The 12,533-nt window shown below is 43.1% G+C and carries 10 protein-coding genes; 6 read left to right on the forward strand and 4 right to left on the reverse strand.

What is annotated here, in order from left to right:
- Positions 1–87: 87 nt before the first annotated feature.
- Positions 88–1,101: an AraC family transcriptional regulator gene (locus tag ACNQO6_RS04925; protein ID WP_202740964.1), complete on the reverse strand. Its 1,014-nt coding sequence runs from the start codon at positions 1,099–1,101 to the stop codon at positions 88–90.
- Between the two features lie 213 nt (positions 1,102–1,314).
- Here ACNQO6_RS04925 and ACNQO6_RS04930 point away from each other — a divergent pair, with 213 nt between their 5' ends.
- The 5 genes from ACNQO6_RS04930 (at position 1,315) to ACNQO6_RS04950 (ending at position 8,646) form a co-directional block, all read left to right on the forward strand.
- Positions 1,315–2,433, forward strand: coding sequence for a CaiB/BaiF CoA transferase family protein (locus ACNQO6_RS04930; RefSeq protein ID WP_440208266.1), 1,119 nt, complete (start codon positions 1,315–1,317; stop codon positions 2,431–2,433).
- A gap of 144 nt (positions 2,434–2,577) precedes the next feature.
- Positions 2,578–3,801: a carbohydrate porin gene (locus ACNQO6_RS04935; RefSeq protein WP_440208366.1), complete on the forward strand. Its 1,224-nt coding sequence runs from the start codon at positions 2,578–2,580 to the stop codon at positions 3,799–3,801.
- Between the two features lie 144 nt (positions 3,802–3,945).
- The gene (locus ACNQO6_RS04940; RefSeq protein ID WP_343581536.1) at positions 3,946–6,351 is read left to right on the forward strand and encodes a glucose/quinate/shikimate family membrane-bound PQQ-dependent dehydrogenase; all 2,406 of its coding nucleotides are present in this window, start codon (positions 3,946–3,948) and stop codon (positions 6,349–6,351) included.
- Between the two features lie 173 nt (positions 6,352–6,524).
- The gene (locus ACNQO6_RS04945; RefSeq protein ID WP_005226932.1) at positions 6,525–8,168 is read left to right on the forward strand and encodes a nitrite/sulfite reductase; all 1,644 of its coding nucleotides are present in this window, start codon (positions 6,525–6,527) and stop codon (positions 8,166–8,168) included.
- Positions 8,161–8,646, forward strand: a complete 486-nt coding sequence (locus tag ACNQO6_RS04950; RefSeq protein ID WP_343581537.1) for a DUF934 domain-containing protein — start codon at positions 8,161–8,163, stop codon at positions 8,644–8,646. The genes ACNQO6_RS04945 and ACNQO6_RS04950 overlap by 8 nt, the downstream gene beginning before the upstream one ends.
- Positions 8,647–8,700: 54 nt before the next feature.
- Here ACNQO6_RS04950 and ACNQO6_RS04955 read toward each other — a convergent pair whose 3' ends face one another.
- From ACNQO6_RS04955 to ACNQO6_RS04965, 3 genes are all read right to left on the reverse strand, one after another.
- Positions 8,701–9,144, reverse strand: coding sequence for a VOC family protein (locus ACNQO6_RS04955; RefSeq protein ID WP_343581539.1), 444 nt, complete (start codon positions 9,142–9,144; stop codon positions 8,701–8,703).
- A 132-nt stretch (positions 9,145–9,276) separates the two neighbouring features.
- Complete coding sequence (locus tag ACNQO6_RS04960; RefSeq protein WP_440208267.1) at positions 9,277–10,452, reverse strand: thiolase family protein; 1,176 nt, start codon at positions 10,450–10,452, stop codon at positions 9,277–9,279.
- Positions 10,453–10,563: 111 nt separating this feature from the next.
- Positions 10,564–11,079, reverse strand: a complete 516-nt coding sequence (locus ACNQO6_RS04965; protein WP_343581541.1) for a GspH/FimT family pseudopilin — start codon at positions 11,077–11,079, stop codon at positions 10,564–10,566.
- Between the two features lie 366 nt (positions 11,080–11,445).
- Here ACNQO6_RS04965 and omp38 point away from each other — a divergent pair, with 366 nt between their 5' ends.
- Positions 11,446–12,504: an outer membrane protein Omp38 gene (omp38, locus tag ACNQO6_RS04970; protein ID WP_343581542.1), complete on the forward strand. Its 1,059-nt coding sequence runs from the start codon at positions 11,446–11,448 to the stop codon at positions 12,502–12,504.
- Positions 12,505–12,533 lie beyond the last annotated feature (29 nt).

Below are 12,533 nucleotides of genomic sequence, written 5' to 3' on the forward strand. Positions count from 1 at the left end.
TCAAGCTTATCGTACAATTAAGCTTATTTTTTACCATAGTTTTAAACGAGCGTTCAACAATCTCTGGTTGAACACTCGAATGCAAAATTAGTTGTGATGCCCGTGCAATTGACGGTATAGACCTGGGGTGACACCTGTCCATTTCTTAAAGGCACGGTGGAAGGTACTGGTTTCACTAAAGCCCACTTGCTGCGCTACATCTTCAAGAGTGAGATTTGGAGTCAACAATAAATGAATCGCCGCATCACGACGCAAGGCATCTTTAACCCCTTGGTAGCTCTTACCTTCGGCAGCCAAACGGCGACGCAACGTTTGCGGTGACAAGTACAACATGGCAGCAACATCATTGAGCGTTGGCATTTCTTCGCCAATCTGGCTCTTTAATACATCACGAATACGTGAAGTAAGTGAGTTGGTGTTTTTGAATTTTACTAACAGTTGTGCAGGTGCAGCTTTCAAGAATTCTTCTAAAGTCTTTTCATCCTGACGGATCGGGAGATCAAGATAATCCGCAGCAAAAGTAATTTCGGTACGTGGCGCATCAAACTGCATGACCGGAGCGAAGAACAATGCATCATATTCATCGGCATGGCTTGGACGTTCATAACCAAAATGAACACGTTCTAAAGGAAGACGGCGTTCGATTAACCATGAAGCCAGACCGTGCCAGATCATCAGCATGCTTTCAGTAATAAAATGATCCGGATCTAAAGCTTTAGGGATATGCGGAACCAAACGGGCTTCATGCTTGTCACGTTCCAGGCTCACCGCCCACTCGTCGCCAAACAACTTATAAAATTGTGATGAAAGTTCCAGTGCTTGTCCAAGCGTCTTGGAATGGATAATCAATTGACACATGATGGCAAAAGTACCTAGACGGCGTGGTTGTACATCAAAACCGACATGTTCGTCTTGGGTAACCATCCATAACATCTTGATAAAACGGGTGTACTGCTCTGGAGAGATTCGAGCTTTCGGTTGGCGCAGTAACTCTGCTTCTATACCGACATGTGAAAGTAACGTTTCAACGTCCATGCCTAGGCGTTTAACACCTGTTAAAGCCGCATTCACGAAGTGGATGCTGATCGTATCACGGCTCATATTGAATCCTTCAGTTTCTTTACTATTCACGATAATTGACCTAAATAACCGTCTAAAATATCAAATTGGGCAATTGACAAGAAAAATAATTGCGCCTTGTATACATGTTAAATTGCCGAAACTATCAAGGTAAATGGCTGAACATGACATTGTTTTTGTGTTTATCCATACCTAGTATAAAAGAAAATTTGAACAAATTGAGTAAAAATTATCATGCCATCTGCTCTAAAGGGATTGAAAGTCCTAGATTTTTCTACTTTATTACCAGGGCCATTTGCCAGTATGTATCTTGCGGACATGGGTGCAGAAGTTATCCATGTTGAATCTCCAACACGTCCTGATCTGGTAAGGATTATGCCACCTTATGCGAACGGACAGGCCACTGCGCATAGTTATCTCAATCGAAACAAGCAGTCAATTGCACTCGATCTAAAAGATATGGCCAATATTGAACTGATCAAAGCTAAAATTTCAGAGTTTGATATTGTGCTGGAGCAGTTTCGTCCCGATGTGATGCGCCGTTTAGGCTTGGACTATGAGACCCTGGCTGAGATTAATCCAAGATTGATCTATTGCTCAATTACCGGATATGGTCAGACAGGTGCCTATAAAGATCGGGCCGGTCATGACATTAACTATTTAGCCTTGGCGGGTGTTTCTGGGCATAGTGGACGTCAGGATAGTGGACCGCCGCCTTTAGGAATTCAAATTGCCGATGTCGCAGGCGGTTCTTTGCATGCGGTGATTGGTATTCTTGCCGCCGTGGTAGAGCGTCAACGCAGTGGTTTGGGACAGTATATCGATATTTCCATGACCGATTGTGTCGCGAGTCTGAATAGTATGGCCGCATCCGCCAGTCTGGCCGGGCAGACTGCACAGGCGCCTGAAGCTGGCATGCTCAATGGGGCAAGCTTCTATGATTATTATCAAACCAAAGATGGGCGTTATTTCTCGGTTGGAAGTTTAGAGCCTCAATTTATGGCGGGTTTGGCTGCTGCTTTAGACTTACCTCTATTGCTGGCAAAAGGTGCCTCTTTTGATCCTGAAGATCGTCAAGCAGTCAAGCATGCGCTGCAAGAGAAGTTTAAAACCCGGAATTTTTCAGAATGGCAACATCTGTTCCAGAGTCTGGATATTTGTGTAGAGCCTGTCCTTCATCTGGATGAGGCCTTGGACTCGCCAATTGCTCAACAGCGAGGCTGGGTGGTTGATGTGCCTATAGCGGAAAATGCATCACAAACTGAGCCTCAGTTGGCCTGTCCAATCAAGTTTTCCCGCTCTCAAATGACGTATGCATTCATTGGCCAGGGGCTAGGTGCAGGTAAATGGTAGAAAATATGTGCGACTAATCACTGATTGTTAAAATATTGTACAGATTGTTAACATTTTGAATAAGTTGTAATTTAAAAATAAGAGTAACCTTTTATACACAATAACATAAAAGGTTACGTAAACATGACAATCTCTAAGTCATTGATTGTTTCTTGTTTATCCGTTCTATCATTGAGTCTTTTTGCACATCAAACTCAAGCCGCTTCTTCTGCCTTTGACCCAAATGGTCAATGGTTGTTTGGTGATTGGAACGGTCAACGCACGGCGTTGCAAGAACAGGGTTACAAATTTTCTGCTGATTACACGGGTGAATTTGCAGGGGTTTTAGATTCTAAACAACACTCGAGCCATGGCAGTGAATTCACTGGTCAACTGGCTTTGGGTACCAACTTCGACCTGAATAAAATTTTAGGTTGGCAAGATACAGAAGCGCAGATCACGGTCACTTATCGTGATGGTCAGTCTTTATCACAAACGGCTGATGCATTGCAGGGTCATCTCAGCTCCACGCAAGAAGTGTGGGGCCGTGGTCAAACCTGGCGTCTAACCGACTTGTGGATCAAAAAGAAATTTTTAGATCAGGCCTTGGATATTAAAGTCGGTCGTTTTGGTGAAGGTGAAGATTTCAACAGCTTTGCCTGTGATTTCCAGAACCTGGCTTTATGTGGTTCGCAGGTCGGTAACTGGGTCGGCGATCAATGGTACAACTGGCCAGTTAGCCAATGGGCATTACGTGTCAAATACAACTTGCAGCCTGACCTATACGCACAAATCGGGGCGTACGAATACAACCCTGAAAACTTGCAACGCGGTAAAGGCTTTAATTTAAGTACGGATGGCTCGCGTGGAGCGATTATTCCTGCTGAAGTGGTGTGGACACCAAAACTCGGTGCATTGTCTTTACCTGGCGAATACCGTTTTGGCTATTACTACAGTACGGCTGACGCAGCAGAAATCGAGAATCCTGCCAAGACTGGACATAAACAAGGTGGCTGGTTCACCGTGAAGCAGCAGTTAACCCGTCATGATGGTCAGTCTGATCGTGGTTTAACCGGTTTTGTGAATGTGACAGTACATGATTCAAAAACCAATTCTGTCAAAGACATGCAAAATGTTGGCTTGATCTACAAAGGTTTACTGGACCAGCGTCCGCAAGATGAACTTGCGCTGGGTGTTGCGCGTATTCATGCCAATGATGATGCGAATGGTTTACTGGATGAGGAGTATAACACCGAGTTGTATTACGGCATTCATGCAACCAACTGGCTGACAATTCGTCCAAATGTTCAATATGTTCATCATGTTGGTGCATTGAAAAATGGCGATAAGACCTGGGTTGGCGGAATTAAGTTCCAAACCGTTTTCTAATTTCGGTACTCGAGCATTAGTGCAGATCAAACCCGTACAGTGGGCTGTATCTGCACCATACTTGTTGTGATTTGAACTTCGACCATTAAGTGGATCATTCATCTTCTTGATGGATCTAAAAAACAAAAGATGCAAGGTGATCTTATGAATCAATCTGCTTCAAAATCTGGGCTAAGAACATTGACGGTGATCATAATCGCCCTCATTGCTTTGTTCTTGCTTATTGGCGGTATCTGGCTCGCTGCAATTGGCGGGTCTTTTTATTATGTAATTGCCGGTGTACTGTTGCTGATCGTAGCGGTACAACTCTATAAACGTGCATCAGGCCCTTTATGGGTCTATGCAGCATTGATGCTAGGCAGTGTGATCTGGGGTGTCTGGGAAGTAGGTACAGACTTCTGGGCTCTTGCACCACGTCTTGATATTCTTGGAATTCTGGGGCTATGGTTACTTGTTCCTGCGGTTACCCGTGGTATTGATAACCTGGCTTCAAGTAAGGTGGCGTTATCTTCAACTTTAGCGATTGCGATTGTTGTGATGGTGTACTCGATCTTCAATGATCCACAAGAAATCAATGGCGTGATTCAGACACCACAGCCTGCACAAGCCAAAGCTGTTGACGGTATTGCACCAGAAGACTGGCCTGCATATGGTCGTAGTCAGGGTGGTGAGCGTTATTCTCCATTGACCCAGATCAATGATAAAAACGTCAAAGATCTTAAAGTGGCCTGGACATTACGTACCGGTGATTTCAGAACTGAAAATGATTCAGGTGAAACCACCAATCAGGTTACACCCATCAAGGTCGGCAATAACATGTTTATGTGTACGCCACATCAACATTTAATTTCGATTGATCCTGCCACAGGTAAGGAAAAATGGCGTTTTGATCCTAAGCTTAAAACAGACAAAACCTTCCAGCACTTAACTTGTCGTGGTGTGATGTACTACGATGCAGCTAATACCACTGAATTTGCAACCAGTTTACAAGCGAAAAAGTCGAGCTCAACCGAGTGTCCACGTAAAGTATTTGTTCCTGTGAATGATGGTCGTTTAGTTGCAGTGAATGCAGATACAGGTAAGGCATGTTCTGACTTTGGTCAAAACGGTGAAGTGAACTTACAAGAGTTCATGCCATATGCGTATCCGGGTGGTTATAACCCGACATCGCCGGGTGTTGTATCTGGTACGACCGTTGTTATCGCTGGATCTGTAACAGATAACCATTCGAATAAAGAGCCATCAGGTGTTATTCGTGGTTATGACGTGAACACTGGTAAATTGTTGTGGGTATTTGATACAGGCGCTGCTGATCCAAATGCAATGCCGGGTCAAGACACAACATTTGTGCATAACTCACCAAACGCATGGGCACCACTTGCCTATGATGCAAAACTGGACATCGTGTATGTACCAACAGGTGTAGGTACGCCAGATATCTGGGGCGGTGACCGTACAGAGTTGAAAGAGCGTTATGCAAACTCAATGCTGGCGATCAATGCAACCACAGGTAAACTGGTATGGCATTTCCAAACCACACATCATGATTTGTGGGATATGGACGTACCATCACAACCTTCATTGGCGGATATTCAGGATAAATCTGGTCAAACAGTGCCTGCAATTTATGTGTTGACTAAAACAGGTAATGCTTTTGTTCTAGATCGTCGTAATGGTCAGCCAATTGTACCGATTACTGAAAAACCAGTGCCGCAAACAGTGAAGTGGGGACCACAAACCAAAGGTGAGTTCTACGCTAAAACTCAACCATTCTCTGACTTTAACTTAGCACCTAAAGATAAATTAACTGATAAAGACATGTGGGGTGCCACCATGTTTGACCAGTTAATGTGTCGTGTGAAATTTAAACGTCTAAACTACGATGGTATTTATACGCCACCTTCAGAAAATGGCACTTTAGTATTCCCGGGTAACCTCGGTGTATTCGAGTGGGGCGGTATGTCAGTGAATGCAGACCGTCAGGTTGCAGTCATGAACCCGATTGGCTTGCCATTCGTGAGCCGTTTAATTCCTGCAGATCCAAACCGTCAACCGGTTGCACGTGGTGCGGGCACAGAGCAAGGCATGCAACCGATGTATGGCACACCATACGGCGTTGATATCAGTCCTTTCCTATCACCATTCGGTTTGCCATGTAAACAACCTGGCTGGGGCTATGTTGCGGGTGTGGATTTGAAAACCCATGATGTGGTTTGGAAAAAACGTATCGGTACTATCCGTGACAGCTTGCCAAATCTATTCCAGTTACCACCAGTGAAAATTGGTGTGCCGGGTCTGGGTGGTTCAATCTCAACTGCGGGTAACGTGATGTTTGTGGGCGCAACCCAAGATAACTACATCCGTGCCTTCAATGTTTCAAATGGCGACAAGTTATGGGAAGCACGTTTACCAGCAGGTGGACAAGCAACACCAATGACTTATGAAGCCAATGGTAAACAGTATGTTGTGATCATGGCCGGTGGACATGGTTCATTTGGGACCAAAATGGGTGATTATCTGGTTGCCTATGCTTTACCAGATAAGAACTAAGCTCATTTAAAAATGGCAGAAAAAAGCTCAGATCCGTCTGGGCTTTTTCTTTTTATGGCAATTAGATAGGCTTATCAATAAAACCGTTATTAAATATGCAAAAAAAGCATTTTGTTGATGAATGAAAGCTCGCTATGCTAGTCGCCTTTATAATGAATGACTAGCCATACGCCATGTATTTATATACGGATTTCGATCAACAACTGATTAACCAACGTGTTGCTCAGTTTCGTGATCAGACAGAACGCTATTTAGCAGGAAAATTAACAGAAGACGAATATCGTCCACTACGTTTGCAAAATGGTTTGTACGTGCAACGTTATGCGCCAATGCTCCGTATCGCTGTGCCGTATGGCTTGATGAATACCAAACAACTCAGAAAAATTGCTGAAATTGCGACGGAATATGACCGTGGTTATGCACACGTTTCCACCCGTCAGAATATTCAGTTGAACTGGCCTGCATTAGAAAATGTGCCTGATATTCTTGCTGAACTGGCAACAGTGCAAATGCATGCGGTACAAACTTCAGGTAACTGTATCCGTAATACCACTACAGATCAGTTTGCGGGTGTCGTAGCAGGCGAGATTGCTGATCCACGTCCAACTTGTGAATTGATTCGTCAATGGAGTACCTTCCATCCTGAATTTGCGTTCTTACCGCGTAAGTTCAAGATTGCAGTGTCTGCCTTGCAAGAGAAAGACCGTGCTGCAACAGCATTCCATGATATCGGCGTTTATCTGGTGCGTAATGATGCGGGTGAAATGGGCTATAAGATCATGGCGGGTGGTGGTTTGGGCCGTACTCCGATCATTGGTAGTGTCATCCGTGAATTCTTGCCACGCGAAGATCTGATTGCTTATCTTGAAGCGACCTTACGTGTTTATAACTTGCATGGTCGTCGTGATAACAAATACAAAGCACGTATCAAGATTCTGGTAAAAGCATTAACACCAGAAGTATTTGCGCAAAAAGTTGAAGCTGAATTTGAACATACCCGTGAAGCATTAAAGATTCAACCTGAAATCTTGAAAAAAATGGATGAAGAATTTACTCCATTTGATTATCAGGATCTGGAAGATCAAGACTTCACAGCGCTGTTTGCCGAGCATCCGAAATTCAAACAATGGTTCAACGTCAATACCAACGCACATAAAGTGAAAGGCTATCGTATTGTTACGATTTCTTTAAAACGTGCAGGGGTTGCGCCTGGTGATGTCACTTCTGAAGAAATGAACTTAATCGCAGACTTGGCGGATAAGTACACCTTTGGTGAGTTCCGTACCACGCACGAACAAAACATTTCATTGGTGGACGTACCACAGAAAGATTTATTTGAATTGTGGCAAACGCTTGAACATCACAACATGGCGCGTGCGCATATCGGCTTTATTACCGATATCATCTGCTGCCCAGGTGGGGATTTCTGTTCATTGGCCAATGCGAAATCAATTCCAATTTCAGAAGCGATTAGCCGTCGTTTTGAAGATTTAGATACGATTTACAATCTTGGCGAGCTTGACCTGAATATCTCAGGCTGTATGAACGCGTGTGGTCATCACCATGTCGGCAATATTGGTATTCTCGGGGTTGATAAAAAAGGTGCTGAGTTCTATCAAATCACTTTAGGTGGTCATGCAGATCATGATGCATCTTTAGGCGATATCTTAGGCCCATCTTTTGCTGCTGATGCTGTACCTGATGTGATTGAAGAAATCCTGAATACTTACCTTGATTTGCGTAATGAAGGTGAGCGTTTTATTGATACGTATCGCCGTGTGGGCATTCAACCATTCAAGGAGCGTGCTTATGCTTAATACATCGCTACAAGTGCTTTCTAAAGATGGCACGATTGCAGACAATACTTATCAGGTCATTGCAGAAGACGGTGTGCTGCCACAAGGTGACGTCGTATTAACAACGGCACAACTTGATCAACTGGCACAGGTGCAGGGCAAAAAAGCGTTGTACATTACCGTAAATGATTCACCTGAAACCCATCAATTTCCATTAAATGAACTCGATGCAATCTTTATTGAGTTTGCCGGTTTCAATGATGGCCGTGGTTATTCATTTGCGGCCTTATTGCGTCGTCAGGGTTACCAAGGTGAGTTGCGTGCGGTCGGTGATATTTTCAAGGATGTTTTGAATTATTTAAAACGTTCTGGCTTTGATACTTTTGTGGTGAAAGAAGGTAAGGACATTCATGAAGCCGCTGCGGGCCTTCAGGACTTCACCAATCCCTATCAGGCTTCAACTGCCGTGCCGCAAGCAAGTTATCAGACCGGGGCCTAAACCGGTTGTAATAAAAAAGCTGAACTCTTGTTCAGCTTTTTTATTTTCTCAAGCTTATTCATCCAGCTGACAATTGATCATCCATTTGATCCCGAACTGATCGGTAAAAGCACCGTAGAGTGCACCCCAGAAGGTTTTTTCCAACGGCATTTCAATCTGGCCATTGACGGACAAGGCGTCAAAAAGCCTCTGCGCATCGTCGAGTTCATCTGGATCGAGGTTAATTGAAATATAATGATTGTTGCCCTGGGTAAAGACACTGTGTGGGGCACAGAATTGGTCGTTAACATCTGAAGCCATCAATACCGTAAATTCATTGATCGGTAAGGAAACATGCAGAATCAGGTTTTTATCAGCTTCGGAAAGTGAGATGCCTTCTGTGGGTGGCATATCACCATAGCGACTAAGCATGGCAAACTCACCGCCAAATACCGATTTATAAAAATTAAAAGCCTGTTCGGTTTGTCCTTTGAAATTTAAATAATGATTCAGTTGCATGGGGACGTCCTGTTGTTTTTTTATACAAAGCATAACTTAGCGGGAATTTAACAATTGGTGCATTATTTTTTGTAATTCCCAAAACAAAAAATCCTGCGCTGGGCAGGATTTTTCGGTTCATCAGATCGATCCTTAGATCAATTCAATCGCAACTGCGGTTGCTTCACCGCCACCGATACAGAGTGCTGCAACACCTTTTTTACCGCCCGTGCGTTTAAGTGCATGAATCAAGGTGAGGATAATACGAGAACCTGTAGAACCAACAGGATGTCCTAATGCACAAGCACCACCATTGATATTTACTTTCTCTGCATCCAGCTTGAAATCATCAATCGGGCACATGGTCACCATCGCAAATGCTTCATTGATTTCCCAAAGGTCAACTTCTTGTGCATCCCAGCCGGCTTTTTTCAATACTTTTTCGATTGCACCGACAGGAGCAATGGTAAATTCAGAAGGGTGCTGTGAGTTTGACGCTGTTGCAATAATTTTTGCCAAAGGTTGTAAACCACGTTGCGCCGCAACATCACTTGAGGTTAGAACCAGTGCAGAAGCACCATCAGAAATCGAGCTTGCATTCGCTGCAGTAATGGTTCCATCTTTTGCAAAAGCAGGTTTAAGTGACGGGATTTTGTCGATTTTTGCGCTTAAAGGTTGTTCATCCTGATCGACAACCACATCACCTTTACGGGTTGAAACCGTTACAGGCGTGATCTCGTCTTTGAAGTATCCTTCAGTAATCGCTTTCTGTGCACGTTGTAGTGAACGAATCGCAAAGTCATCCATTTGCTCACGTGTATAACTACGTTTGTTTGCCATATCCTGAGCAAATGAACCCATTAAACGACCTGTTTCTGCATCTTCAAGACCATCAAGGAACATATGATCCTTGATTTCACCATGGCCCATGCGATAGCCGCCGCGTGCTTTAGGTAACACATAAGGCGCATTGGTCATTGATTCCATACCACCCGCAACCACAATCTCTGCACTACCAGCCTTGATCATGTCTGCTGCCTGCATTACTGCTTTCATGCCAGAACCACAAAGCTTGTTGATGGTGACCGCACCGGTAGAATCTGGTAAACCTGCTTTACGCATTGCCTGACGAGCTGGGCCTTGTTTAAGGCCGGCTGGTAATACGCAGCCCATGATGACTTCTTCTACATCAGTTGGTTGCAGGCCAGAGCGAGCAATAGCTTCTTTAATGGTTACTGCACCTAACTCTGGTGCTGTAACACCTGATAATGCACCTTGGAAGCCACCCATTGCAGTACGAGCGCCATTAACAATTACGATGTCAGTCATTATGTGTCTCCACACTTATAATTTATAAAAAATATTCCAAACCTAAGCAGTATATTAAAAAAACAACCGGAATAAAGCCTTTTACTTTTTTTAAGCTAGACTGAGGAGTTTTTAACAGCTGGATATTTTCTCAAAGCGAATGTTGCCCATACGGCTTAATCGAATTTTGCTATGATAGTCTGGCGAAGTTGAACAGTAAGTAAAACTGCCATTTGCAGCAAAAGGGAGTCCATTTTCTCCCTGAAAAATGATTGCATTGGGAGTAGCGCCAAAAGCGCTGTAATGCAGATGACCATATTTAAGATTCAGGGATACGGTAAATAGCAGGGTCTCAGTCGGATCCCGTTTTCTATTGCGGTTGCTATCGATAAAACCGATAAAGCCTTTATTCCAGTCTGTACCACAATCATTTAAGTCATTACTTGGGCACAGCATCACATTTTTATGGTAAAGCTGTGCATCCACCTTTGCTTTTTGTATATGAATTGTGAGGTTTCTTTTTAAGTGAGTGGCCTCAATTGAAACCATTACGTCGCGAAAATATGGTAGGGCTATACAGGTAAGAATCGCGAGTACACTAAGAATGATAAGCAGTTCACTCAATGTAAATCCATGTGGTCTAAACATGTTTTTCCTGTCTATTTTTATTAACTTTTTTATTAACAATATGTTAAGCGTAAACTTGATTTGTGCTCATCAAAAAAACTAACAAATGAGTTAAATAATACTTAAGCATAGATTCATAGACAATAATCTATTAAAAGCTGTATGAAAATTGAAAATTTACGGAACTACAACGGAAATTGTAAGCAATTTTGTCAATAATTTACGAGGTTAAAGTTATCAAGCACTTGGAAAATTCATCAAGTGTTTGTATGATTCAAAGTGAAGTGAATGGCTTAAAAATAATGTTGTAGAACATTAATGTTCTCAGTACGAAAAATCATAGGCTGAGCTTACACAACAAACAATTGTTATCTCTGGAGGATATCCATGAAATTGAGTCGTATTGCACTTGCTATGCTTGTTGCTGCTCCTTTAGCTGCTGCTAATGCTGGCGTAACAGTAACTCCATTAATGCTTGGTTACACATTCCAAGACACTAAACACAATAATGGTGATAAGCATTTAACAAATGGTCCTGAAATTCAGGATGATTTATTTGTTGGTGCGGCATTAGGTATTGAGTTAACACCTTGGTTAGGTTTTGAAGCTGAATATAACCAAGTTAAAGGTGATGTTGACGGTACTGTTGCTAATGCTGAATACAAGCAACAACAAATCAACGGTAACTTCTATGTTACTTCTGATTTGATCACTAAAAACTACGACAGCAAAATCAAGCCATATGTATTGTTAGGTGCTGGTCACTACAAATACAAATTTGATGATGCTACTGCTGCTGAATTCGGTCGTGCTGGTCGTGGTCTGAAAGAAGAAGGTACTTTAGGTAATGCTGGTTTCGGTGCTTTCTGGCGCTTAAACGATGCTTTATCTCTTCGTACTGAAGCTCGTGGTACTTATAACATCGATGAAGATTTCTGGAACTATACAGCGCTTGCTGGCTTAAACGTAGTTCTTGGTGGTCACTTGAAACCTGCTGCTGCAGTGGTAGAAGTTGCTCCGGTTGAGCCAACTCCAGTTGCTCCACAACCACAAGAGTTGACTGAAGACCTTAACATGGAACTTCGCGTATTCTTCGATACGAACAAGTCTGACATCAAGCCACAATACAAGTCTGAAATTGCTAAAGTTGCAGAGAAGTTAGCTGAATACCCGAATGCGACTGCTCGTATTGAAGGTCACACAGATAACACTGGTCCACGTAAGTTAAACGAACGTTTATCTTTAGCGCGTGCTAACTCTGTTAAATCTTCACTTGTAAATGAATACAACGTTGATGCTTCTCGCTTGTCAACTCAAGGTTTCGCTTGGGATCAACCGATTGCTGACAACAAAACTAAAGAAGGTCGTGCTATGAACCGTCGCGTATTCGCTGCGATTTCTGGTAGCCGTACTGTTCTTGTACAACCAGGTCAACAAGCTCAATAATTTGAGTGTATGAACTAAAAAAAAGCGAC

It is taken from the genome of Acinetobacter calcoaceticus, assembly GCF_051947995.1.
In the GTDB taxonomy this organism is placed as follows: domain Bacteria; phylum Pseudomonadota; class Gammaproteobacteria; order Pseudomonadales; family Moraxellaceae; genus Acinetobacter.